This is a genomic window from Chitinilyticum piscinae, from assembly GCF_015223195.1.
Classification (GTDB): Bacteria; Pseudomonadota; Gammaproteobacteria; order Burkholderiales; family Chitinibacteraceae; genus Chitinilyticum; species Chitinilyticum piscinae.
Genome location: NZ_JADFUA010000003.1, coordinates 363142 through 387336 on the forward strand (window position 1 = coordinate 363142; position 24195 = coordinate 387336).

Below are 24195 nucleotides of genomic sequence, written 5' to 3' on the forward strand. Positions count from 1 at the left end.
TTGCTTTCTTGGTACGAAATTTGCAATGATAGCAAGATTGCGCACGCAGACAGCCAGCGCAAACACATGACAAGCCGTACCCAACCACTTGTCATCATCAATTCGAAACAAGGAGAGACCGACCATGTCAATTATCAACGGCACCACAGGCAACGACAATCTAATCATCGACACCATTGCGGGCGGCGACTCCATTTTTGGTGATGCCGGCAACGACACCATCACCGGGGGCTCCGAAAGTGACACGCTTGATGGCGGCCTTGGCAATGACTCACTGATCGGCGGCGCAGGCAACGACATTTACTATATCGACTCCACCAGTGACGTAATTGTTGAAGGCGCAACCCTTGGCACCGACACTGTATTCAGCACTGTCGACTGGACCTTGGGGGCGAATGTCGAAAATCTGACTCTCCTTGGCAGTGCTCTGACTGCCACCGGCAACACATTAGCCAACAAACTTGTCGGCAACAGCGGGAACAACACCCTCAATGGCGTAAGTGGTACAGACACCTTGCTCGGCGGCGCGGGCGACGACCTCTATATCACTGACGGCGGCGACTCCATAACCGAGAACGCCAACGAAGGCACCGACACAGTCCAGAGTAGCGTCAATTTCACCCTGGGGATCAATTTTGAAAACCTGATCCTGCAGGGCAGCGCAACGACCGGCATGGGCAACGCGGCCAACAACCAGATTACCGGCAATGCCAACGCCAACACCTTAAACGGCGGCTCCGGCGCGGACACCTTGATTGGCGGCGACGGCAACGACAAGTACATTATCGACAACATTCTCGACGTTGTTACAGAAACACAAACCCTGTCGACCGAAATCGACCTCATCGAGTCGAGTGTCACCTACAGCTTGGCCACACTTGCAAATATTGAGAACCTGACCCTCACCAGCAGCGCCAGCATCAACGCCACCGGCAATAGCAAAAACAACATCCTGATTGGCAATATCGGCGCAAACACCCTGGACGGCGGCTCCGGCAATGACATCATGACGGGCGGCGCAGGCGATGACACCTATGTCGTTGACTCTGCATCCGATGCAGTCAACGAAACCACCCTGGCCGGCGCCGGTTCCGACACCGTCAGCAGTAGCACACTCACCCTGAGTCTTGCCTCTTACGCCAATGTAGAGAACATCAAACTGCTGGGCAGCAGCAACCTGAACGCAACTGGCAATAGCGGCAACAACAAACTGACCGGCAACGACGGCAACAACACCCTAAACGGGAATGGCGGCACCGACACCCTTATTGGCGGCAACGGCAACGATACGTACGTCACTGATGGTGGCGACACCATCACTGAAAGCAGCAGCACAGGGGGCGCCGATACTGTAGAGAGCACGGCAAGCTTCACCCTCGGAGCAAACCTCGAAATCCTGACGCTCTCTGGTGGAAACTTGAACGGCAGCGGCAACACCGGTAACAACACCATCAATGGCACCAGTGGCAACAACGTACTGGATGGCAAGGGTGGCGCCGACACTCTAAATGGTGGCGATGGTGATGACACCTACATCACCGACGGAGGCGACACCATCGCCGATACCGCGGGCACCGACACGGTTAAATCCAGTGTCACCTACACATTAGCAACCGGGTTAGAACACCTCACCCTCATCGGCACACTCAGCATTAATGCCACCGGCAATTCGGGCAACAATTATCTTACCGGCAATAGCGGCAGCAACATCTTTGCTGGCGGCGGCGGTACCGACACGTTTGCCGGCGGCCTCGGCAACGACATCTACACCGTTGACTCAACAAGCGACACCATCATCGAAGCCGCCAACGGGGGCACAGATGAAGTACGATCAACGACGAGCTATGATCTTTCGGCAGGCACGGAAGTCGAAAAGCTCACCCTGGTAGCCGGAGCCTCTGGCGCACTTAATGCCTTTGGTAGCAGCACCAACAACACCCTGGCCGGCAATGAGTTCAACAACATTCTTGATGGGCAAGGCGGTCGCGACACCCTGATCGGCGGCAATGGCAACGACACCTACAAGGTCGACTCCATCGATGACGTGATTACCGAATCATCTACCACTGGCGGCACCGACACCGTCCAGCTCACAGGAACTACAGCACTCAGCTGGACACTGGGCGCCAACCTCGAAAACCTCACCCTCTCCAGCACTGCTACCGGCGGCAACGCAACAGGGAATTCGCTGGCCAACACCCTGACCGGCAATGGCGGCGACAACACACTGAATGGCGGCACAGGCGCAGACACCCTGAACGGCGGCGCAGGCAATGACACCTACATCACCGACGGCGGAGACACCATCAATGACACCGGCGGCGTGGATACTGTCAAATCCAGCGTCACTTTCACACTGGGTAGCACACTGGATAACCTAACCCTCACTGGCGGAGCCGCCGTGAATGGCACAGGCAATGCACTCGCCAACATCTTGGTCGGCAACAGCGCAGCCAATGCGCTGACCGGCGGCGACGGCAACGATACGATCACTGGCGGCGCAGGCAAGGACGCCCTTTCCGGCGGCGCAGGCAACGACTCATTTGTGTATTCCGCCATCACGGACAGTGCTCTCGGTACTGGACGCGAAGCCATCAGCGACTTCGTTTCCGGCTCGGACGAGATCAACCTCTCCCTACTGGATGCCAACTCAGCCCTAGCTGGCGACCAAGCCTTCACCTTCATCAGCAGTGCAGCTTTCAGCACCACCGATGCCACCGGCCAACTACGCTTTGCAAACGGGGTACTCTATGCCAGCACCGACGCTGACTCTGCCGCCGAGTTCGAAATCGCCCTGACCGGCGTCACCACCCTGCTCGTCGGCGATTTGATTCTCTAATCACTAAACGCTGTCAACGCTAACAAACCGGGCTCTCCGCCCGGTTTTTTTCTGCCGATTTTCAGCACTAGGTGACAATTTTAGGCACCATGGATTCTGGCTCGAACTTTGCTGCAAATACTCGTAGCCAGTACCACTCAAGGAGATCGCCATGAAAGCAGACGGCTTTACCCTGATCGAACTGATGATTGTCTTGGCAATCATTGGCCTCTTGGCCAGCATCGCCATCACCACCTTTACTGATGCACAAGCCAAAGCCGCAAACCGGAGCGCGCAGAGCGACGCTCGCAATTTACTCACCGCCGGACAAGCAAATTCACTGCAGTAACCGTATCTGGCACAGACATTGCTTGGATACATACCGAGCGCGGGGCCGACAGCCCAGCCCATTAACCAGGAGTCAAACCATGAAGAAACTGCAAAAGGGCTTTACCCTGATCGAACTGATGATCGTCGTTGCGATTATCGGCATTCTGGCCGCCATCGCGATTCCGGCCATCAACGAATACCAGAACAAAGCCGGCAACAAGGCGGCTCAAAGCGACGCCCGCAATCTGCTGACCGCTGCTCAAGCCAACGCGGCCCAGTAATCAGACCACTCAAGGATGAACACCATGAACAAGACCCTTGCCCTGCGTTTTGCCCTTGCTGCAGCCATCACCTCCGCAGCCGTGTATGCTGCAACAACTCCTAAATCGCCAACAGATACCTATGACGGCGTCAACACTCCGGATCTGTTGCAAATTACCCCGACACCCGGCGCAACAAATGAATACATCGTGTCTGAATTCACCTTCCAGCCATCCGCAAATGTAAGCCTCAGCTGGAACGCCACCGCCACGAGCACCACTGGTGCCACGGCTGGTGACATGTTCTCGGTAGGTGCGTTTAACGTAAAGAAGGGCAACCGCACCTTCGCGGGCGCTGTGGGCGCATTCAGCAGCGCCGCACGAGCTTGCCAAAACACCAACCCGACCGGTCCGTTGGTAATGCCTCCAATTGCCACACAGACAGACGTCGAAGTTTGCACGTTCTAATTGCACACAGCGCGCAATATACAAAAACGCCAGCAATGCTGGCGTTTTTGTTTGGACAGAATTAGCATTGGCATTTAGATAAAACACACTTTCCACCCTACCTTCTTATGTTGACAGCCATCAGCCAGCACGCTCTACTGGTTATTCGCTCGGGCTCCCGATCCCACGCACAGCGCACGGTTTTCTTGATCGGGTGCGCTCTGATTGCCAGCGCCTACCTTGCCGCAACCTTTTCCGGACGGGAGCCGATGGTGGTAGCGCTCGACATCGGCATTTCAGCCATAAAACTAGTCGCCACCCTACTGGGACTATTCTGGGTACTGGAAATGGTTGCGAAAGACATTGATCGCAAAAATCTACTTTGGGTGCTAGCCTACCCTGCACCGCGAGCCACCTATATCGTTGGCCGCTTCATTGGCATCGGTACACTTCTAGGCTGCAGCATCGCCTTCCTAGGAGGATTGCTCTGGATTGTTGTGCAAAACTCATCCATGGGCTACCAGCACTTCCATACCTTCGATCTTGGTAGCCCATATGCCATTACGCTGGCCTACTTGTGGCTGGATACCTTGATCATTACCGCGTTCACGCTACTAATTACCACGGTATCAACAAGCTCGCTAATGCCCGTATTTATGGGAGCGGCATTCGCTGTATCAGCACGCAGCCTTGGAGGTGTCCTTGCCTATCTAAACTCTGGTGAGTCACAAATTAATACCTCACTCGCCAGCAGCGTACAAAAACTGCAATGGATATTGCCAGACTTATCCCGACTTGATCTTCGCGACTGGCCGCTTTATCGCGCAACAATCAGCGCCGACCAGCTGCAAGCATCCCTAACCATGTCGGTGAGCTACATTGTAATAATGCTGTTGCTTTGTTGCCTTTCACTAAGTAAACGCGACATCCACTGAGGCTAGGCAATGCAGCATCCAATCCAAATTTGGCGCTGGGTTTTCTGGCTTGCGGCTTGCCTCACCGCGGCCTTTGTCTACAAAAACTCTATCGATACACTTGGCCCACCGCAAAAAAATACAGCCGCTGATCGATTGCGGGTTATTCTTCCGGAGAGCGCACAGATTTTTCTTGCGGGAGGGGATAGTCATCTTGCCGCCAATCTTGGGGTTTTTAGGGCTGTTACGCTAACCACTGGATCTGTTGACTCAGACACCATACAAACCCTCGCAAGGATTCAAGTAAGTGCAGCACGACTGAACCCCTACAGCGGCGACAACTATTACATTGCTCAAGCAGTTTTGCCATGGCAAGGTGAAGTAACCGCCGCAAACGAGCTACTTGGTGTCTCTGCCAAGGCTAGGCGCTGGGATTATATGCCAGGCTTTTTTCTAGCCTTCAATCAACAATATTTTCTACGGCAACCGCGCTTGGCAATCGCGACTCTTAACAATTACGCGATTCCAAGAGCCCCCACACAAAACCATGCCGCCTTTCAAGCAATGATCAGCAAATGGCTTGAGCAAGGAGAAACCCCAGAAGCCGCCAAAGCATTGCTGATGCAAATGTACAAGAGCACATCGCACCCGCAACTGAAGAAAATACTATTCGCCCGTATTACCCGACTTGATGGTCTAATCACCATCCAGAATGCCTGCACCACTTACAGGGTACGGTACGGCGCGGCACCGAAAGATCTATCCGACCTTCTGGAAAGCGGCGTTCTGCAAGAAATACCTAACGACCCATTTAAAATCGGATATCAGATCAACGCCGAAGGTCAAGCCGAATTCATCTATCGCCGAAATTGACACCCAACAAATGCACGCAATTACAATCTGCAAGCTATCTAAAAGCTACCGCGACCAACGATTCCGGAAAATAAATGCGCTGGACCAGGTGAGCCTCGAGGTTCACGAAGGTGAAGCATTTGGTTTTGTCGGCCCGAATGGCGCCGGGAAAAGCACCGCAATCAAAATACTCACGGGCGTCGTCCGGCCAGACGGCGGCAGCGCACAACTCTTCGGGCTTGAATCTTCAAACCCAGAAGCCCGCAAAGGGATTGGTTATGTTCCAGAAAATCCCTATCTATACGACTATCTAACGCCATTGGAAATTGTACAGCTCAGCCTAAAAATGCATCACGTCAAGGTTGATAAGCCATATAAGCACAGCATGGGGTGGTTAGAGCGTTTCGGTCTTGATGCCGTAGCAAACAAAGTTGTGAGGAAATTTTCCAAGGGCATGACCCAGCGGACCGCATTAGCCAGTGCAATGGCAATCAATCCACGCTTGCTCATTCTGGACGAGCCACTATCAGGCCTCGATCCGATTGGCCGCAGAGAAGTGGTGGACCTTCTTGCAGAATACAGCCGTAATGGCGGGACTTTGTTTTTTTCATCCCACGTGCTGTATGACGTCGAGCGACTTGCCGACCGCTTTGGCCTGATCTTCAAGGGCACTCTGCGCGCCACACAAAAACCGAGCCAGCTGATGGCCCATGACAACGCCGTCATGGTTGTGGAATATCGCGGAGAACAAAGGGATGGCGCACGTCCACTCCCCGATGGAGTATGGCGGATTGAACTACCTGCCAATCAGCTTTGGTCGTTTTTAGACAGCATAAGACGTGATACCGAACATGTAATCAGCTTCAAACCAGCAGGGTCACAACTTGAACGACTTTTTTACGAAACAGCCGAAGGTAGTGCTTCCGGTTATGTCGGCAGTGAAGCCTAGTTTCTGGACCACTCCGGCACGTCTAAGCAGACATTCTGGCCCAGACTCGATCCTGCATCAAACTGTCCAGTTCACCATTCCACTGTAAGCGGTTGCCAGTACGATTAGTCCGAAGGCAATACGGTACCAAGCGAAACCGATGAAAGTATGAGTGGAGACAAAGCGGATCAGCGCACGAATAGCGATAAAAGCAAAAATGAAAGAGGTGACAAAGCCGACCGCAAACACTGGCACATCGCCGGCCTCGAGCACATGGCGGTGCTTATACAGGCTGTAAAGCGAGGCGGCGCCCAGGGTTGGCACGCCCAGAAAAAAGGAAAACTCGGTCGCAGCCTTGCGTGACAAGCCAAAAAACAGGCCGCCGATGATAGTCGCGCCGGAACGACTCGTCCCGGGAATCAGCGCCAAGCACTGCGCCAGCCCGACTTTCAGGGCGTCCTTGAGAGTCAGATCATCTACCGTTGCGACGGTCACCGTATGCTGCCGTTTTTCTGCCCACAGGATAACCAGACCGCCAATGATGAAGGCCAGCGCAACCGGTACGGGCTGAAACAGATGAGCTTTGATGGTTTCGGAAAACAGCTTGCCGAGAATAGCGGCAGGCATGAAGGCGATCAGCACGCCCAGCAACAGGGTGCGTTCGCGGCCGGGCTGGCGGGCTCCAGCCACCGTGTTGAGGAGCTTCTGGCGATATTCCCAGACCACGGCGAGCATGGCGCCGAGCTGGATGAATATTTCGAACACATCCCGCTTTTCCTTGCTCAGAAAACCCAGCAGATCACCGGTAAGAATCAGATGGCCTGTACTGGAGATCGGCAGGAATTCGGTAATCCCTTCGACCACCCCCATGATCAGGGCCTTGCACAGCAGCAGATAGTCCATGTCGAAATTCGCTGGAGTTCGGAACAGCCGGGATTATACGCAGCAGGCACTGCCATCCGTGCAGGTTTCACCCGTGTGACTTAATTACTTTTTGTCCATTTTCATGCCAACGCTGGAACTTCCTGCCCGATCAGCTGGTCAGAGTAGGCGTTGGGGCAGTGACCCTGCCCCATATGGCAATTGCAATGCGCTAATTGCTCATCTCCTCCCTGATTGAACGGGCACCGCAAGGTGCCCGCTTTTTTACCCCCCCTCAGATACCCAAAGCCCCATTGAACAAAAAACCAATACAGGCGATACCTACAGAGCCATACCCATCAGGCAGATTCTGCGTTCCGCAGTAACTCACGCACCAGCTCGGGGCTGGTTTCCACCAGTGCGTATTCGTCCTGCCCCGGAATCCCCATGCTGACCGCCGGATTGTGATACTGCATGCCACTCCGGAAGGGGGCCCGCGCCGAGCTGTGAAATTCCCGGCAACCAGTCAGTCGCACCAGGTCGGCGATATTGCTGCCACGCACACCGGAGCCAGGCATGACACGCAGCCGCTCTCCAGCCTGGTGCTGCAGTTGGCGTAGCAATGCCGCACCCTCCAGTGCACTGGCGGCTTGGCCACTGGAAAGCAGGCGGTTGCAGCCCAGCGCAATGATGTCTTCCAGTGCTCGTTCCGGGTTCCGCGCAACATCGAATGCGCGATGAAAGGTAACTTGCATTGGAGCTGCCAGCTCGACCAGCCGGCGGCAGCGTGGCACATCAATCTCGCCATCGGCCGTTAAAATACCGATCACCACCCCATCAACACCGAGCTTCTTGCACGCAAGCACGTCGCGTTCCATGACTTCGAACTCGAGATCGGTATAGAGGAAATCGCCACCACGCGGCCGGATGATCACATTCAGCGTGATCCACAGACGATCACGCGCAACCGCCAGCTGTCCATAACTCGGTGTCGTGCCGCCTTCCAGCAGGTTGTCGCAGAATTCGACCCGATGCGCACCGCCTTCCTGCGCAGCCAGGCAGGATGTCACCGATCCCGCACAGATTTCCAGCTCGATTGCATTCTGCATGTGGTCCACCCCGATTCGGCATAAAGCCCTATTAGAGCGCAGCCGCGGCCTTACTGCACGGCAGAAATGCACAACGCCGCGGCTGGCGCGGCGTTGTTGTCTACTGGCTGGCTGGTATCAGGCGGCCTGACGCGAGAAGTCGCGGATTTCCGCGTTCAAGGTGGTGTAGATGCCGCGCAGCTGACCATCAATGGCATGCAGCTGCTCCTGCAACTGCGCGCTGAACTCGTTCAGCTCCTTGATGCGATCTTCGAGCGTATCAGTTGCCTTGTGAATGCGCTTGATGCTTTCCAGACGGCGACGCAGCTGCAGCTGGTGTTCGCGCACCTGGGTTTCCATCGGGGCCATCACGGCTTTCAGCCAATTCTCCACATCACGGTTGGCCACATCGAATACATAGATTACGCGGCTGGCAATGGTTTCGAAGAATTTGCGCGTCAGACGCCCCTGGCTGGTCGTCAGGATATTGCCGACCGTATTGAAGTGCTCGCGGAAGGAGCGCTCCAGACGCGCCAGCTCTTTGTGGTACTTCAGGGTGGAGAACGGCGGCGGCGTCACCTGCCCCAGGCCGTGCTCCTCGCTGAACTTTTTGTACATCGCGGCCATCATTGCCTGGATTTCCGCAACCTGTTCGGCCGATTTGGCAATCGAGGCATTCACATCCAGGAAGAAACGATCCATCGTACTGCGCAGGCCGCCTTCGCCGAAGGAGAAAATGCTGCGCTCCATCTGGGTGCGAATCCGGGTGATCTCGTTCTTGAGCGCATCCTTGCCAAGCAGCGAGTACAGCTTGTTAGTCTGCTGACTGAACACACTGCGCAAAGCCTGGAAACGCACCAGCCCCTGCTCGAACTGCTTCTTGTCTTCCTGAACCTTGTCCATCATCTGCAGGATGACGTCCTGGTTCTTGCCACGCAGCCCGGTCAGCTCGGCCAGCTGCTCGTTGACCCCTTCCTGGCGGGTATTCAGGATCGAGCGCACAGCCAGCACGATGTCCTCGACCTCCCCCTGGGTGGCATCGCGAACGATGTCCTGCTTGCCGGGCAGGAGGTCGTCAGAGAGGGCACGCTCCAGATGCGAGAGCTGGCTCTTGGCGAGCAATGCTTCGTCATCCTGCACCTTGGCCACCAGTGCTTTCTGCGCTGAGACCGGAAATACCTGCTGAGCCGTGATATTCAGCAATTCCGAGGTGGTCTTGATCTGCTTGTCGATTTCGGCCTGGACTTCGGCATCGGTCTTCAGCGGGTCCCACAGCCCGTCGATCTTGTTCAGCACCACCAGGCGGCCATGGCGGTTGCCCTGACCGCGGGCAATGTGGTTGCGCCAAACGTCGATGTCGCTCTTGGTCACGCCAGTATCCGCGGCCAGAATGAACAGGATGGCATGCGCATTGGGCAGCAGGTTCAGCGTCAGTTCCGGCTCGGTACCGATGGCATTCAGGCCCGGAGTATCCAGAATCACCAGCCCCTGTTCCAGCAGCGGGTGCGGAAAATTGATCACCGCATGGCGCCAGCACGGGATTTCCACTTTGCCGTCCGCGTCGACCGTCACGACCTGATCGGGATCGGTCTCGTCGAACAGGCCATACTGCTTGGCAGTATCGACACTGACCTTGCAGGTCGCACCGATTTCGCGAAATGCCTCCAGCAGCGCCTCCGGGCTGTCGAGATCCAGCTCGATGGTGGTCCACTCGTCCTTGTAGCGGCGATATTCCTGTGTCGTAACATTACCGGCACGGGTTTCGATCGGCAGCAGCTGGATCGACGGCACGCGGTCCGGATCGTAGAGCAGCTCGGTCGGGCACATGGTGGTGCGCCCCGCCGACGACGGCAGGATGCGCTGGCCATAATGCGCAAAGAAAATCGCATTGATCAGCTCGGATTTACCGCGGGAAAACTCCGCGACAAACGCAATATTGAGCTTATCCTCGCGCAGTTTCTCGGTCAGCGCCTTGATGCGCAGATCGGTCTGGGCGTCATTGAGGTCCTGCTCGGCCAGCCAGCGTTGCAGCTGGGCAATCTGCTGGGTGAGATGGGCACGCCAGGCGCTGTAAGCCTGAAAGTCAGCCACCATGTAGTCATTGGCGGCAATGCTGTCCTGATGCAAATAGTCGGCGCTCATGTCACCCCCGATCCTGAATTACGTTCTTTTAAGGTCCAGTCTGATTTTGCGTGCTAATTGCCGCAACAGCAACTTTGTCAGCTTAGGAGAGGGGCTGACTGTCGGGTATATATCAGCGCGGCTGGCAACGCGGGCAGTAACAGCTGGCCCGCTGACCGATTCGCACCTGACGGATGATTTCGCCACACACCCGGCAGGTATCGCCTTCCCGGCCATATACATAGCTGTTCAGCATGAAATACCCTGCCTTGCCATCACTATCCACATAATCACGCAAAGTACTTCCGCCCAATGCAATGGCCTCAGCCAGTACTTCCTTGATTGTCGCCACTAGTCTGACCAGCGTCTCGGGCGGCAGATCAGCGGCCGGCGTCAGGGGATGGATGGCAGCACGAAACAGGCTCTCTGCGGCATAAATGTTGCCCACCCCTACTACCTGGTGGTTATCCATGATCAGCTGCTTGATCGGAATGCGCCGCCCGGCACAGCAACGCTGCAACCACGCAGCATCGAACATCTCCGACAGCGGCTCAGGCCCCAGAGAGGCCAGCAAAGGGTGTGCGGCAGCATCCCCCGTTACCCACAACCAGGCACCAAAGCGCCGCGGATCGCGGTAACGCAATCGCACGCCATCCTCCAGAACCAGATCAATATGATCATGCTTTTCAGCCGGAAACGGCTGGGTCAGGATCCGCAGACTGCCCGACATGCCCAAGTGGATCAGCGCGGCGCCGCCCTCGACGACGACCAGCAGGTATTTGGCGCGGCGGGCCACATCCAGAATGCGCCGGCCTTTGAGGCAATGCGCCAGATCATCCGGCACAGGCCAGCGCAGGCGCGGATTGCGCACTTCCAGCTGGGCAACCGTCTTGCCAATCAGCGCCCCCGCAATACCGCGGCGGGTGGTTTCTACTTCGGGTAACTCGGGCACGGTTTATCCTCCGCCAGACACAAGGCCGCACTGCAATAATGCCGATTTCATCCGCAGCGCTTGGACTTTGTCGCCAGTTTACCTAATATCGCTGTTCCTACCTTGCCCGGATTGCCTCGATGTCGCGGCTGCTTACCTTCCGTTTCACCATTCTTGCTGCCCTGCTTGCGGCGGGCCTGTCCGCACCGGGCATTGCTGCCGCACCGGCGGCCGGCGAGCCTGCGCAGGACGAAGCAAGCAGTTCAGCGTCTTTGCCGGCACTGGATCTCACGCCGGACCTGATGCAACTGCTGCTGGTCGGTGACATTGCGGCCCAGCGCGGTGATGGCGTACTGGCAGCCCAGCTCTGGAACGAACTCAGCAAGCGCGCCCCGGATCCCCGGCTGGCCGCACGGGCAACCGAACTCAGCCTCAACAGCGGCCAACTCGCTATCGCGCTTGAATCGGCGGAGCGCTGGATCAGCATCGACCCGGCTTCTCCGCGCGCCCAGCAGATCATTATCGGCCTCCTGATCCGGGCCAACCGCATCAATGACGCTACGCCGTACCTGCAGCAGGTTATTGCCAAAAACCCGGCCGAAGCTCCCGGTTTTTTCCGCCAGCTGCACCTGCTTTGGGGCAAGGCCAGCGACCGCAGCGCGGTGCTGCACACCACTCGCGAGCTCGCCCGCCAGTACCCTGAATTGCCCGAAGCCCATTTCGCGACCGCCTATGCGCTGGCCACGGCCGGCCAGAACAGCGAAGCGATTAGCGAGCTGGATCTGGCCCTGCAACTGCGCCCCAACTGGGAACCGGCAGCCATTTACAAGGCCCAGCTACTGGCTGGCAACGACCCGCAGGCCAGTCTCGCCATCCTCAAGGACGCCAGTGCCGCCAACCCGATGTCAAGCGCCCTGTTGCTGTCGCAGGCGCGTCTGCAGGCCGAACAGGGGCAAATCGCCGCAGCGCACGACACCTACCAGCATGCACTGAAGATGCAACCGGACAATCCGGAAGCACTGACCGGAACAGCCGTCACCGCCATCGAACTGCGCAACTTCGATGAAGCCAAGTCGCTACTGGAACGCCTGCTACAGCTCAAGCCCGACGAGCCCAGCCTCTTCTACCTCTATCTGGGCCAGATCGCCGAAGAGCAGCGTGACTGGGCCGCAGCACTGGACGCCTACGGCAAGGTCACCGAACGCCAATATCTCGAACGGGTGCGTGAGCGCGAGCCGCGCCTGCTGGCACGCAATGGCCAGCGCGACGCCGCACTGCAGGCCGCTGCAGCCCTCCCGGAGGGCAACGAAGAAGAAGCCGTTACCAAAGCACAAGTCCAGGCGCTGGTCTGGAAAGAACTGGGCGAGCTTGCCCAGGCCCGAGCCCTGCTCAGCGCAGCGCTGAGCAAATACCCGAATAATCCCGATCTGTATTACGACCGCTCAATCTACGCTGACGAAGCTGGTGACATTGCGGCAGCAGAACGAGACTTGCGCAAGAACCTGGCTCTGTCACCGGACAACCCGGCGGGACTGAACGCTTTGGGCTACCTACTGACCAACCGTACCGAGCGACTCGAGGAAGCACAGCTGCTCCTGGAAAAAGCCCTGACGCTCGAGCCGGACAATCCGGCGCTGCAGGACAGCATTGGCTGGCTGCGTTTCAGGCAAGGGCGCTACACCGAAGCGCTGGAATGGCTGCAGAAAGCCTGGAGTGCATCAAAAGAACCGGAAATTGGCCTGCACCTGGCCGAAACGCTAGCAAAACTCGAGCGGCGCAAGGATGCCCGTGACCTGCTGGCCGAAGTGGCAAAACGGGGGGGCAAGCAGGCAGACATCGATGCACTGCGTACCCGGCTGGGGCTGTAATGCGGGAATGGCTGGCCTTATTTTCCGTGCTGGTGCTGGCCGCCTGCGCGCAACTGCCCAGCGCGCCGCCGTCCGGCTATGCCCTGAGCGGCAAGCTCAGCATCCGTGACGCCCGGCAAAGCCAGCAAGCCATGTTTGGCTGGCAGGCCTCCGCTCAGGAAGACCGGATTTCGATCGATTCGCCGCTGGGACAAACCCTTGCAGCCCTGACAATCCGCTATGACGACGACGGCCTGCCGCTGTCGGCGCTCTTCGAGCAGGGGGGGGAAATGGTCCAGGCCGCCGACGATCCGGAGGCGCTACTGAAAGACCTCACCGGGCTGTCGCTGCCACTGGAAGGCCTGCGCTGGTGGCTGCGCGGCGAAGTTTCGCCATTTACTCCAGCCGAACGCCATGAGCAGGAGGGCACCGTGACCCTGCGCCAGGATGGCTGGACCATCGAAGCACGCGACTTCCGCCCGCTGGGCAAGCGCCAGCAGCCCTACCGGATCCAGGCGAACCGGGACGACCTGCAATTGCGCATCGTGATTACCGACGCCATCGACAATCCGACCTCCGAATTGCCTTCCGCACCATGAATCCTGATCAATTCCGCCAGCCGGACGGCTTTTATGCCTTACCGGCACCCGCCAAGCTCAACCTTTTCCTGCACATCATCGGCCGTCGCGACGATGGCTATCACCTGCTTCAGTCGACCTTTCAGCTGATCGATCGCTGCGACACCATCGAGCTACGGGTGCGTGATGACGGGCAACTCGTCCATCTCAACCCCATACCCGGCATCGCGCCAGAAAGCGATCTGTGCATCCGCGCCGCCCGCCTGTTGCAAGAACAGACTGGCTGCAGGCTCGGCATGTCGCTGCGCATTCGCAAGATTCTGCCCATGGGAGGCGGTGTGGGTGGCGGCAGCTCGGATGCGGCCACGGTGCTGCTGGCACTGAATCGCCTGTGGAATCTCAACCTTTCCCGCCAGATGCTGATGGACTGGGGGGTAAGGCTGGGCGCCGATGTCCCATTCTTCCTGTTTGGCCGCACAGCCTTCGTCGAAGGCATTGGTGAGCGTATGACCGAAGTTCCATCGCTCGATCAATGGTTTGTCGTCCTGCACCCCCGCGTGCACGTGCCAACACCGGAAATTTTTTGCGACGAACGCTTGACACGGAATACGCCCCCCCTTATAGTTCGCGTCCTCAACAGCGCTGCAACGAAAAACGACTTGCAAGCGGTAGCGAGCAGGAAGTTCCCGCTAATACAGAAACACCTTGATTGGCTAGGCCAATTCGGTGAAGCGAGAATGACCGGATCAGGAAGTTGTGTGTTTGCGAAATTCGCTTCACAAGACGCTGCAAATCAAGTAATATCGCAGCTTCCAGACGAAATGACTGGCTTTATTGCCAGATCATTGAGTCAACACCAGTTATATGAGTTTGCTGATTGAGCAATCAAAAAGCAGGTTCATTAGGGGAGTCGCCAAGTTGGTTAAGGCATCGGATTTTGATTCCGACATGCGAAGGTTCGAATCCTTCTTCCCCTGCCACTAATAAAGAAAAGCGTGTAATTCGACGATTACACGCTTTTCTCGTTTCTGGGATTGGACAATGGCTTACGACAGCCTCATGGTTTTCACCGGCAATGCTAACCCCCGCCTTGCCGAACAAGTGGTCAATCACCTCGACATCTCGCTGGTGCGTGCTACCGTCGGCCGCTTTTCCGACGGTGAAGTCACCGTCGAGCTGCTGGAGAACGTTCGCGGTCGCGACGTGTTCGTCCTGCAGTCGACCTGTGTGCCGACCAACGACAACCTGATGGAAATCATGCTGATGGTCGACGCGCTCAAGCGCGCCTCGGCCGGCCGCATCACCGCCGCCATCCCCTACTTCGGCTATGCCCGCCAGGATCGCCGCCCGCGCTCCGCCCGTGTACCGATTTCGGCCAAGGTTGTGGCCAACATGCTGACGGTTGCCGGCGTTGACCGCGTGCTGACCGTTGACGTGCACGCCGACCAGATCCAGGGTTTCTTCGACATTCCGGTGGACAACATCTACGCCACCCCGGTACTGCTCGAGGATATCCGCGACAAGAAATACGACGACCTGATGGTCGTGTCGCCCGACGTCGGCGGCGTACTGCGCGCCCGCGCGATGGCCAAGCAACTCAATGTCGACATGGCCATCATCGACAAGCGCCGTCCAAAGGCCAACGTCGCCGAAGTCATGCACATCATTGGTGACGTAAAAGACCGCACCTGCGTGATCATCGACGACATGATCGACACCGCCAACACCCTGTGCAAGGCCGCCGAAGCACTGAAGAAGTTCGGCGCCAAGCGCGTGCTGGCCTACGCCACCCACCCGGTATTCTCCGGTGCCGCCATCGAGCGCATCCTGAATTCCGAGCTGGATGAAGTGGTCGTCACCGACACCATTCCGGTGCCGGAAGCGGCCCAGGCCACTGGTCGCATCCGCGTGGTATCGATCGCCGGCCTGCTCGCCGAAACGATGCGCCGCATCAATAACGAAGAATCGGTTTCCACCCTCTTCGTTGACTAAAGAAACCAGCCCCATCAGATCGCAGGGTATTAGCCTGCAGCCTGGTGGGGCAAATGCATTCAGGGGAATACCCCTCGAATCGCTGGTCGCCCTGGTCGCGGGGGACCCGCGTTTAAATGACGAAACGGAGTTTTGAAATGACTTTTGACATCAATGCACAAAGCCGTCCTGCACAGGGTACCGGAGCGAGCCGCCGCCTGCGCAAGGCTGGCCGTCTGCCGGCAGTCGTTTACGGTGGCAGCAAGGACGCGGTTGGCGTGTCCCTGGACCACAACGAAATGTACTACACCCTGCAAGACGAGAAGTTCCACACCTCGCTGATCAACCTGTCCATCGACGGCGCTACCGAACAGGTTCTGCTGCGCGCAGTTCAGTACCACCCGTTCAAGCAGCAAGTCCTGCACGTTGACTTCCAGCGCGTTGACAACGAAACCAAGGTTGAGATCAAGGTTCCGCTGCACTTCACCAACGCCGATAGCAGCGTGGGCGTGAAGATGCAAGGTGGTACCGTTTCCTACGCCCTGAACGATGTTCTGGTTCGCGTAGCTGCGTCCAAGGTACCGGACTTCGTCGAAGTCGACCTGAGCAAGCTGGAAGCGAGTCACCCGAACGTGCACTTGTCCGACCTGAAGCTGCCGGAAGGCGCCGAGCTGGTCAGCCTGCTGCGCGGCAACGACCTGGCTGTGGCCATCCTGAACAAGGCCAAGGCTTAATCGCCTGCCTGCCCGGGAAAAACCGGCTCTGCGGAGCCGGTTTTTTCATGCCTGTACCCGGCATGCCTGGCAATGTGTTGCCTCATAAGGCAACAGCATCAGCAAATCACAGCACATACCCCTTGCAGCAAAACTGCAATCAAACAGTCATCGGCGTGTCATCGCGCCCCGTGATGATGCGGGCTTTCCGTCCCATTGCCCGCAATCATGACCAAAAGCTATTCCGACAAATCCGTCATCTGCAACGACTCTGCCAACTCTGCCTTCAGTGAAGTCAGCCAGCTGGTCGAACTCAGCGTCAGCCGCCGCAATCTGCTGACCGGCACCGGCGCAGCAGCGGCCGGCCTGCTCTTGGGCGGACTGCCGCAACTGGCCAGTGCCGCCGCAGCCGGCAAGACCCTGAAACCGCTGGCGCTGGGCTTTAGCGCCATTTCCCTCTCGGAAAGCGATACCGTGACCGTTCCGGCCGGCTACCGCGCGCAGCTGGTCAATGCTTGGGGGGATGCGGTCGGGATCGCCGGCAACATGCCAGCCTTCAGGCAGGATGGCAGCAACAGCGCCGAGGAACAGCTGGCTCAGTCCGGCATGCACCATGATGGCATGCATTTCTTCCCGCTGCCCTACGGCAGCCAGAGCAGCAACCACGGCCTCTTGGCCATCAATCACGAATACACCGACGATGGCCTGCTGCATCCGGACGGCATGAAGACCTGGACGGCCGCCAAGGTCAGAAAGGCGCAAGCCGCGCACGGCGTTTCGGTCATCGAGGTCAAGAAGAACGACAATGGCTGGCAGCAGGTGCTGCCATCGAAATACGCACGCCGCATCAGCACGCTGACGCCCTGCCGTCTCAGTGGCCCGGCTGCTGGCCATGCACTACTGCAAACCGCAGATGATCCGAGCGGCCGGGAAGTCGTTGGCACACTGAACAACTGCGCCAATGGCTGGACCCCGTGGGGCACCTACCTGACCTGCGAGGAAAACTGGAACGGCTATTTCGTCGACTGGTCGAACAACATGAAGCCGCAGGGCTTCAATGCCAAGCGCTACGGTGTAAAGGAAAGCGATGCCGGCTACCGCTGGGCCGAGCACGATCCGCGCTTTGACGCACAACTCAACCCGAACGAACCCAACCGCTTTGGCTGGGTGGTCGAAATCGACCCCTACCATCCAGACAGCAAACCGGTGAAGCGCACCGCCATGGGCCGCTTCAAGCATGAAGGTGCGGCGGTCGCCATCGCTCCGGATCGCCGCTGCGCCTTCTACATGGGTGACGACGAGCGCTTCGAATACATCTACAAATTCGTCACTGCCCGTCCCTACAACGCCAAGGATCGCAAGGCCAATGCCAACCTGCTCGACGAGGGCACGCTGTACGTGGCGAAATTCAACGCCGACGGTAGCGGCGAATGGCTGGAACTCACCCACGGCAAGCACGGCCTCACCGCCGAGAACGGCTTCCGCGATCAGGGTGAACTGCTGGTCAAGACACGCCTGGCCGCCGACCACGTTGGCGCAACCAAGATGGACCGGCCGGAGTGGACCACGGTCAACCCGCACAATCAGGGCGAAATCTACTGCACGCTGACCAACAACAGCGAACGCGGCAAGGAAGGCAAGCCCGGCCCGGACGCCGCCAACCCGCGCGCCAACAACCTGTTCGGCCACATCATCCGCTGGCTGGAAGCCGGCAACAATCCGACGGCAACCTCCTTCCAGTGGAATATCGTCGTGCTGGCCGGCAACGACAAGGCCGCCAAGGAGGAACACAAGGGCAATATCAAGGGCGACATCTTCGGCAGCCCGGATGGCCTGATGTTCGACAGGAACGGCATTCTGTGGATTCAAACTGACGTTTCGACTAGCACGCTGAACAAGAAAGAATATAGCGGCATGGGCAACAACCAGATGCTGGCGATGACCCCGCAAACCGGCGAGGTGCGCCGTTTCCTGACCGGCCCGCGCGGTTGCGAAATCACCGGCATTGCCTTCACCCCCGACCACCGCACACTGTTCGTGAACATCCAGCATCCGGGCGAGCCGGACAGTGAACGCAATGACCCTGCCAACCCGAAGGCGATCTCCAGCTGGCCGAATGGCGCGCTGGGCGGTCGCCCGCGCTCGGGCACCGTGGTCATTACCCGTGACGACGGCGGCGTGATCGGCCTGTAAGCCTTACGCCAATACCCCGGCACCCTTATGGCCCTGCATGGCGCAAAACGCTGTGCAGGGCCATATACATTTCAATACCCCTCGCAGACCCCGGTCCTGATTAACGTTTGCTAATCCCGCGCCGGAGGCAGAAGCCTAAGATACGCGCCACGCACCGTCGCCTGCGCCAGGCGACCTGCATCAAACCGGCCCGCCAGCGGCAGCGCTATGCTGGCCACCCCGTTCAGGAAAGCAATTCATGAGCTCTCATTCCGCGCAAACCGGCAGCGCCGCACTGACACTGGCTGCGCTTGGCGTCGTCTATGGCGACATCGGCACCAGCCCGCTCTACACACTCAAGGAATGCTTCACCGGCCCGGCCGCGCTGGCGCTTTCCCCGGCGAACATCCTTGGCATTCTGTCCCTGATTTTCTGGGCCCTCATGCTGGTGGTCTCGCTGAAATACGTCAGCATCATCCTGCGTGCCGACAACAAGGGTGAAGGCGGTATCCTGGCACTGCTGGCGCTCGCGCAGCGCGAAACGGCCGGCCACCCCCGGCTGGCCAGGCTGGTAGTGGTGCTCGGGATTTTCGGCGCGGCACTGTTTTACGGGGACTGCATCATCACGCCGGCGATCTCGGTACTCTCGGCGGTCGAGGGCATCGGCGTGGTATCACACCAGTTCGACCCGCTGATTCTGCCTCTGAGCATCGGCATCATCATCGGGCTGTTCGCCGTGCAATCCCGCGGCACCGCGACGGTCGGACGCATTTTTGGCCCGGTGATGCTGCTGTGGTTTGCCACGCTGGCGGTCATGGGCATCGCCAGCATTCTCCACGCGCCGCAGGTCTTGGCGGCCCTCAATCCGCTGCACGCCATCCGCTTTTTTGCCAACGCGCCGGGAACCAGCTTCGTGCTGCTGGGCGCGGTCGTACTGTGCCTGACCGGTGGCGAGGCGCTGTACGCCGACATGGGACATTTCGGCAAGACGGCCATCCGCAATGCCTGGTACGGGCTGGTCCTGCCCTCGCTGGTGATCAATTATTTCGGCCAGGGCGCACTGCTGCTGGCGCAGCCGGAGGCCATCAAGAATCCGTTTTTCCTGCTGGCGCCTAGCTGGGGGCTGATTCCGCTGGTGTTGCTCGCGACGCTGGCCACCGTGATCGCCTCGCAGGCGGTGATATCCGGCGCGTATTCGATGGCCAGCCAGGCGATTCAACTTGGCTTCACCCCGCGCATGGATATACGCCACACTTCGGCAGCGGAAAAGGGGCAGATCTATATCGGCCAGATCAACTGGGCGCTGTTGCTGGCGGTGATCGTGCTGATCCTGGCGTTCCGTTCGTCCGGCGCACTCGCGTCCGCCTATGGCTTTGCCGTGACCTGCACGATGGTGATCACCACCATGCTGGCGTTTCTGGTGCTGGGCAAGCACACTACGCCGCTACGCCGCGCCGCGCTGTTTGGCGTCCTCGGAGTGCTGCTGCTTGTCGATCTGGCCTTCTTTGCCGCCAATTCGCTCAAGATTCACGAAGGCGGCTGGATGCCGCTGCTGGTCGGGCTGGCATTGTTTACGCTGATGATGACCTGGAAGCGCGGTCGCACTCTGCTGATGTACCGGCTGCGGGAAGGCGAAATGCCACTGGATGGCTTTATCGGCACCCTGGAGCACGGCGGCCTGCCGCGCGTCGAAGGCACGGCCGTCTTCATGACGACCAGCAGCGACACGGTACCGCACGCCCTGCTGCACAATCTGAAGCACAACAAGATCCTGCACGAGCAGGTCATCCTGCTGACAGTCAGCACGGCCGACGAGCCGTATGTGCCGCAGGAGCAGCAGCTGGTGATCCGCCAGCTGGGCGAGAGCATCTTCCAGATTCTGGTGTGCTACGGCTTCAAGGACAGCGCGGACATTCCCAGAGCGCTGGCGCAGGCTGGTGCGCTGGATGCACGGCTGAATTGCGATCCGATGCAGGTGTCGTATTTCCTCAGCCGCGAAACCATTGTTCCGTCGCCCTACCCGGTCATGGCGCGCTGGCGGCGCATGCTGTTCAGTCTGATGATGCGCAACGCGGCACGCGTGACCAGCTATTTCGCCATCCCGCCCAACCGGGTGGTGGAAATGGGCATGCAGATCGAGCTCTAGCAATACCTAGTCACCTATTGCCACGCAGCGCTTTCAAATAAAAGTCCGCAAAGACATACCAAAAGAATGCAATGACGGGCAAGGGCTAGAGCAGCGCCTCGGCCGCCTGATTGCCCCACCAGCTGGCCTCCTCGAAGACCGAGAGTCCGGAGAGGTCGGCATGGGCAAAGCGGATCCGGCCGTCAAGCGCCCGCAAGGCGGCCAGCCCCGGATTGCCCAGAAAGCCCGGAGCCGGCGTGCTCATCGCGTGGCCGCGCACGGTGATCTCCACCTGCTGCACATGCTGCCGCCAGCGCCAGCCGTAGACGCGCTGCAGATCCTGCGCGGCCACCTCGTACAGCGCCTCGGCGCTGGCGTGTTCCAGCCGGGCCCGTACCGCACGGGGGTCTTCATTGGCAAAGGCGTGATAGGCCGTGAAGACACTGCTTTCGGGCTTGTACTGGCGGATCAGCTGGTGCGTGCTGTTCACATAGCCCAGGCTATTGCTGCCATACACGACATTATCCCAGGCCAGTGGATGCTCGACCGGCTCCTGCGGAAAGGCATCGATCAGGAAATTGCTCACCTGCCAGGCCGCATGCGGCAAACCATGCCGGTGCAGATCGAAACCCAGCCCGGCCAGATCGCTGACCACGTGTGCGGCAACATGCAGCGGCATCGCGCAGATCACCTGATCGGCGATCAGTCGCGTCACCTTGCGGCTGAGCACATTGAGCACGTCAACGTGCACGGCCTTGCCCGCATCAGTCACCTGCACCGCCATGCCCGCCAGGCGTTGCGCGGGCTGCAGCGCTGCGGCCAAATGACGCACCAGCGGGTTGATGCCATCCGGCCAGGTGAGAATCGCACCTTCTTCGGCGTTGGCAGCATGTCCGCCACGGCTGGCGAAATAATGCAGCCCTGCCCAGGCCGAGGTCTGGGCGCTACCGGCACCATAATCATCTCGGCAGGCGTAATCCAGATACCACAGCAGCCCCGGCGCGGTATAACCCTCGCGCTTGAGCCATTGCGCAAAACTCAGTTGATCAAGCGCCCGCCATTGCGGGTCAGTGGAGGACAGCACCAGCGGAATGGCGAACACACGCCGACCATCGCTGCCGGTCTTGTCGCGCAAGCCCGCGACAAAATCCAGAAAACGCTGCTGCTGTTTCAGCTCGTCGGCATCCATGCCGGTGCGCGGCAGCAGCCCTTCCTGCCAGCGGCCGTCGACCCAGAGACGTTCTTCCGGCGCATGCACCAGTACCCGCTCGTCAAAGTAAGGCTTCGCGGTGAACGCATCACGCTCGATCACACCCATGTCGGCCAGCAGCTCGCGCACATGGCGCGACTCCAGCGAAGGCAGCGGCAGATAGTGTGCGCCACGAGGATGGGCCAGCCCGCCCAGCGCCCCCGCCGCACAATTGCCACCGAACTCGGGGCCATCGACCAGCAGCACATCCTTGCGACCGCCCCGTACCAGCTTCCAGGCGGCAAACAGGCCCGCCGCGCCACCGCCGAGAATGGCGACACCGACCTTGCGCTCAACCGACGGAGCAGGTAGCTGGGTATTGCCTCGCAGCAGATGGCCTTCAAGCATTCCGGGCCAATACCCCTTGATATTGAGCCCGAGCTGCAGCAGCTTGCAGCCGCCCAGCGCCATCCCCGCACCGGCTGCAAGCCCCAGCTGCAACACCTTGCGCCGTGTCAGCTCCATCAACGCAGCACCCGCGACCAGTCCTGTTCGAAGTAGTGCACCAGCGACTGGTTATTCAGCCGGTTGGCCTCCACGTCGACCTTGTGCATGTCCGGCGGGAAGAAGAACATCTGCCGGGTCGACTCAGTGTCGAGGAATTTCATCGGCAAACGGTACGCGGTGGGCGGCGTATAGCCGGCCTGTTTCGCCCCGATGATGAAACCCCATTCGCCAAAGGACGGCACATAGGCGTGATACGGCGTGGTGACAAAACCCGCCTCTTCCAGCGTCTTGTTGATGCTCCAGTACGAGCGCGGTGCATGCATCGGCGAGGTGGACTGCACCACCATCAGGCCGTTCTGCGCCAGATGGCGGTTCACCAGCCGGAACATCGGCACCGAATACAGCTTGCCGAGCGCGAAATTGCTGGGGTCGGGGAAGTCGATGATGATGGCATCAAACACACCATTGTCCTTCTCCAGCCACTGGCCAGCGTCTTCATTGACCACGTGGGCGCGTTTGTCCTTCAGCGCCCCCTTGTTCAGTGCCACCAGCGGCGCGGAGGTGGAAAACAGTGTCGTCATCGCCGGATCCAGGTCGACCAGCGTCACACTCTCGATCTGCGGGTAGCGCAGCACCTCGCGCAGCGCCAGCCCGTCGCCGCCCCCGAGAATCAGCACCTTCCTGGTCCACGGCTGTTTTTCCAGCACCGGGTGGACCAGCGCCTCGTGATAGCGGTATTCGTCACGGCTGGAGAACTGCAGATTGCCGTTGATATAAAGGCGCAGATCATCCTGCCACTTGGTCAGCACCAGCCGCTGGTAGTGCGTGGTTTCGGCGTGGATGATCTCGTCACCGTAGATGGCCTTCTCGCTCCACGCGGTCAGCCGGTCGGCAGCGACAAAGGAGCCGCCCAGCAGCATCAGCACAATGCCGCCACGCAGGTAGAAATGCACCGGGTTCACCAGCTCGCGGCGGAACACCCTGGCTGTCCACAGCGCCACGCCCACATTGCAGATGCCGAACAGCAGGGCGGTGCGTGCCAGCCCCAGCTTGGGCGCCAGCACCAGCGGAAACAGCAGTGATACCGCCAGTGCCCCCATGTAGTCAAAGGTCAGCACCCGGCTGACGATGTCGGCAAAGGCGGTCTTGCGCTGGTTGAGCACACGCATCACCAGCGGGATTTCCATCCCCACCAATGCACCACAGATCACCACCAGCGCATACAGCACGGTGCGGAACGGCGCATTGGCCCAGGCAAACACCAGAAACAGGAACAGCGCCGACAGACCGCCGATCAGCCCGACCAGCAGCTCGACATCGATGAAGGTCGCCAGCGCACGCTCCTCCTTCACATACTTCGAGCAGTGCGAACCCAGCCCCATCGCAAACAAATACGTACCGATGATCGAGGAAAACTGCAGCACCGAATCGCCGAGCAGATAGCTCGCCAGCGCGCCGGCAATCAGTTCGTAAGCCAGACCGCAGGACGCCACAATAAACACAGAAAGAATCAGCAAGCGGTCGCGCATGGCAATTTCATCAG

Annotated in this window: 19 protein-coding genes, 1 tRNA gene and 1 pseudogene; 15 read left to right on the top strand and 6 right to left on the bottom strand. The window is 59.0% G+C overall.

From position 1 onward, the window contains the following. Positions 1-124 precede the first annotated feature (124 nt). From INR99_RS07635 to INR99_RS07665, 7 genes and pseudogenes are all read left to right on the top strand, one after another. Positions 125-2839 carry a beta strand repeat-containing protein gene (locus INR99_RS07635; RefSeq protein WP_194115724.1) on the top strand — a complete coding sequence of 905 codons (2715 nt, stop codon included), beginning with the start codon at positions 125-127 and terminating at the stop codon, positions 2837-2839. A gap of 151 nt (positions 2840-2990) precedes the next feature. Continuing rightward, on the top strand, positions 2991-3167 hold the full coding sequence (locus INR99_RS17800; RefSeq protein WP_194115725.1) for a type IV pilin protein: 177 nt from the start codon (positions 2991-2993) through the stop codon (positions 3165-3167). Positions 3168-3246: 79 nt separating this feature from the next. Continuing rightward, positions 3247-3340 (top strand): annotated as a pseudogene (locus tag INR99_RS17985) (prepilin-type N-terminal cleavage/methylation domain-containing protein); the annotation flags it as partial. Positions 3341-3453: 113 nt separating this feature from the next. Next, positions 3454-3876 (top strand): hypothetical protein, encoded by a 423-nt coding sequence (locus INR99_RS07650; protein WP_194115727.1) that lies wholly within the window; start codon positions 3454-3456, stop codon positions 3874-3876. A gap of 251 nt (positions 3877-4127) precedes the next feature. Beyond that, complete coding sequence (locus INR99_RS07655) at positions 4128-4790, top strand: ABC transporter permease subunit (RefSeq protein WP_194115728.1); 663 nt, start codon at positions 4128-4130, stop codon at positions 4788-4790. A 9-nt stretch (positions 4791-4799) separates the two neighbouring features. Then, positions 4800-5642, top strand: coding sequence for a hypothetical protein (locus INR99_RS07660; protein ID WP_194115729.1), 843 nt, complete (start codon positions 4800-4802; stop codon positions 5640-5642). A gap of 10 nt (positions 5643-5652) precedes the next feature. After that, a complete protein-coding gene (locus INR99_RS07665; protein ID WP_194115730.1) occupies positions 5653-6570 on the top strand; it encodes an ABC transporter ATP-binding protein in 918 nt (305 codons plus the stop codon). A 57-nt stretch (positions 6571-6627) separates the two neighbouring features. Here the strand turns inward: INR99_RS07665 and INR99_RS07670 are convergent, their stop codons facing one another. The 4 genes from INR99_RS07670 to mutM all read right to left on the bottom strand — a co-directional run bounded on the left by INR99_RS07670 (position 6628) and on the right by mutM (position 11571). Next, complete coding sequence (locus INR99_RS07670; protein WP_194115731.1) at positions 6628-7452, bottom strand: undecaprenyl-diphosphate phosphatase; 825 nt, start codon at positions 7450-7452, stop codon at positions 6628-6630. Between the two features lie 317 nt (positions 7453-7769). Further along, entirely contained in the window at positions 7770-8519 is a 750-nt protein-coding gene (locus INR99_RS07675) for a copper homeostasis protein CutC (RefSeq protein ID WP_194115732.1), read from the bottom strand. A gap of 117 nt (positions 8520-8636) precedes the next feature. Beyond that, complete coding sequence (locus INR99_RS07680) at positions 8637-10640, bottom strand: dynamin family protein (RefSeq protein ID WP_228098143.1); 2004 nt, start codon at positions 10638-10640, stop codon at positions 8637-8639. Positions 10641-10752: 112 nt separating this feature from the next. Further along, a complete protein-coding gene (gene mutM, locus INR99_RS07685) occupies positions 10753-11571 on the bottom strand; it encodes a bifunctional DNA-formamidopyrimidine glycosylase/DNA-(apurinic or apyrimidinic site) lyase (protein ID WP_194115733.1) in 819 nt (272 codons plus the stop codon). Between the two features lie 119 nt (positions 11572-11690). On the opposite strand from mutM, the gene INR99_RS07690 reads away from it, so the two are divergent. From INR99_RS07690 to INR99_RS07725, 8 genes are all read left to right on the top strand, one after another. Continuing rightward, positions 11691-13418, top strand: coding sequence for a tetratricopeptide repeat protein (locus tag INR99_RS07690; RefSeq protein ID WP_194115734.1), 1728 nt, complete (start codon positions 11691-11693; stop codon positions 13416-13418). Continuing rightward, positions 13418-13996 carry a lipoprotein insertase outer membrane protein LolB gene (gene lolB, locus INR99_RS07695; protein ID WP_194115735.1) on the top strand — a complete coding sequence of 193 codons (579 nt, stop codon included), beginning with the start codon at positions 13418-13420 and terminating at the stop codon, positions 13994-13996. The genes INR99_RS07690 and lolB overlap by 1 nt, the downstream gene beginning before the upstream one ends. Then, the gene (gene ispE / locus INR99_RS07700) at positions 13993-14856 is read left to right on the top strand and encodes a 4-(cytidine 5'-diphospho)-2-C-methyl-D-erythritol kinase (RefSeq protein ID WP_194115736.1); all 864 of its coding nucleotides are present in this window, start codon (positions 13993-13995) and stop codon (positions 14854-14856) included. Before lolB ends, ispE begins: the two co-directional genes overlap by 4 nt. Positions 14857-14878: 22 nt before the next feature. Continuing rightward, positions 14879-14955 (top strand) — tRNA-Gln (locus INR99_RS07705). Between the two features lie 61 nt (positions 14956-15016). Continuing rightward, on the top strand, positions 15017-15967 hold the full coding sequence (locus INR99_RS07710) for a ribose-phosphate pyrophosphokinase (RefSeq protein WP_194115737.1): 951 nt from the start codon (positions 15017-15019) through the stop codon (positions 15965-15967). A 137-nt stretch (positions 15968-16104) separates the two neighbouring features. Next, on the top strand, positions 16105-16680 hold the full coding sequence (locus INR99_RS07715) for a 50S ribosomal protein L25/general stress protein Ctc (protein ID WP_194115738.1): 576 nt from the start codon (positions 16105-16107) through the stop codon (positions 16678-16680). 207 nt (positions 16681-16887) lie between these two features. Next, positions 16888-18852, top strand: coding sequence for a PhoX family protein (locus INR99_RS07720; RefSeq protein ID WP_194115739.1), 1965 nt, complete (start codon positions 16888-16890; stop codon positions 18850-18852). Between the two features lie 238 nt (positions 18853-19090). Then, entirely contained in the window at positions 19091-20977 is a 1887-nt protein-coding gene (locus INR99_RS07725) for a potassium transporter Kup (protein WP_194115740.1), read from the top strand. Between the two features lie 85 nt (positions 20978-21062). Here INR99_RS07725 and INR99_RS07730 read toward each other — a convergent pair whose 3' ends face one another. Further along, positions 21063-22670: an FAD-dependent oxidoreductase gene (locus tag INR99_RS07730; RefSeq protein WP_194115741.1), complete on the bottom strand. Its 1608-nt coding sequence runs from the start codon at positions 22668-22670 to the stop codon at positions 21063-21065. Further along, the gene (locus tag INR99_RS07735; RefSeq protein ID WP_194115742.1) at positions 22670-24181 is read right to left on the bottom strand and encodes a polyamine aminopropyltransferase; all 1512 of its coding nucleotides are present in this window, start codon (positions 24179-24181) and stop codon (positions 22670-22672) included. Before INR99_RS07735 ends, INR99_RS07730 begins: the two co-directional genes overlap by 1 nt. Positions 24182-24195: the final 14 nt, after the last annotated feature.

What these genes read in the sequence shown, in the direction of transcription:
- INR99_RS07635 (WP_194115724.1), top strand. Translation starts at nt 125, where the DNA reads ATGTCAATTATCAACGGCACCACAGGCAACGACAATCTAATCATCGAC.
- INR99_RS17800 (WP_194115725.1), top strand. Translation starts at nt 2,991, where the DNA reads ATGAAAGCAGACGGCTTTACCCTGATCGAACTGATGATTGTCTTGGCA.
- INR99_RS07650 (WP_194115727.1), top strand. Translation starts at nt 3,454, where the DNA reads ATGAACAAGACCCTTGCCCTGCGTTTTGCCCTTGCTGCAGCCATCACC.
- INR99_RS07660 (WP_194115729.1), top strand. Translation starts at nt 4,800, where the DNA reads ATGCAGCATCCAATCCAAATTTGGCGCTGGGTTTTCTGGCTTGCGGCT.
- INR99_RS07665 (WP_194115730.1), top strand. Translation starts at nt 5,653, where the DNA reads ATGCACGCAATTACAATCTGCAAGCTATCTAAAAGCTACCGCGACCAA.
- INR99_RS07670 (WP_194115731.1), bottom strand. Translation starts at nt 7,452, where the DNA reads ATGGACTATCTGCTGCTGTGCAAGGCCCTGATCATGGGGGTGGTCGAA.
- INR99_RS07675 (WP_194115732.1), bottom strand. Translation starts at nt 8,519, where the DNA reads ATGCAGAATGCAATCGAGCTGGAAATCTGTGCGGGATCGGTGACATCC.
- INR99_RS07680 (WP_228098143.1), bottom strand. Translation starts at nt 10,640, where the DNA reads ATGAGCGCCGACTATTTGCATCAGGACAGCATTGCCGCCAATGACTAC.
- INR99_RS07690 (WP_194115734.1), top strand. Translation starts at nt 11,691, where the DNA reads ATGTCGCGGCTGCTTACCTTCCGTTTCACCATTCTTGCTGCCCTGCTT.
- lolB (WP_194115735.1), top strand. Translation starts at nt 13,418, where the DNA reads ATGCGGGAATGGCTGGCCTTATTTTCCGTGCTGGTGCTGGCCGCCTGC.
- ispE (WP_194115736.1), top strand. Translation starts at nt 13,993, where the DNA reads ATGAATCCTGATCAATTCCGCCAGCCGGACGGCTTTTATGCCTTACCG.
- INR99_RS07710 (WP_194115737.1), top strand. Translation starts at nt 15,017, where the DNA reads ATGGCTTACGACAGCCTCATGGTTTTCACCGGCAATGCTAACCCCCGC.
- INR99_RS07715 (WP_194115738.1), top strand. Translation starts at nt 16,105, where the DNA reads ATGACTTTTGACATCAATGCACAAAGCCGTCCTGCACAGGGTACCGGA.
- INR99_RS07720 (WP_194115739.1), top strand. Translation starts at nt 16,888, where the DNA reads ATGACCAAAAGCTATTCCGACAAATCCGTCATCTGCAACGACTCTGCC.
- INR99_RS07725 (WP_194115740.1), top strand. Translation starts at nt 19,091, where the DNA reads ATGAGCTCTCATTCCGCGCAAACCGGCAGCGCCGCACTGACACTGGCT.
- INR99_RS07730 (WP_194115741.1), bottom strand. Translation starts at nt 22,670, where the DNA reads ATGGAGCTGACACGGCGCAAGGTGTTGCAGCTGGGGCTTGCAGCCGGT.
- INR99_RS07735 (WP_194115742.1), bottom strand. Translation starts at nt 24,181, where the DNA reads ATGCGCGACCGCTTGCTGATTCTTTCTGTGTTTATTGTGGCGTCCTGC.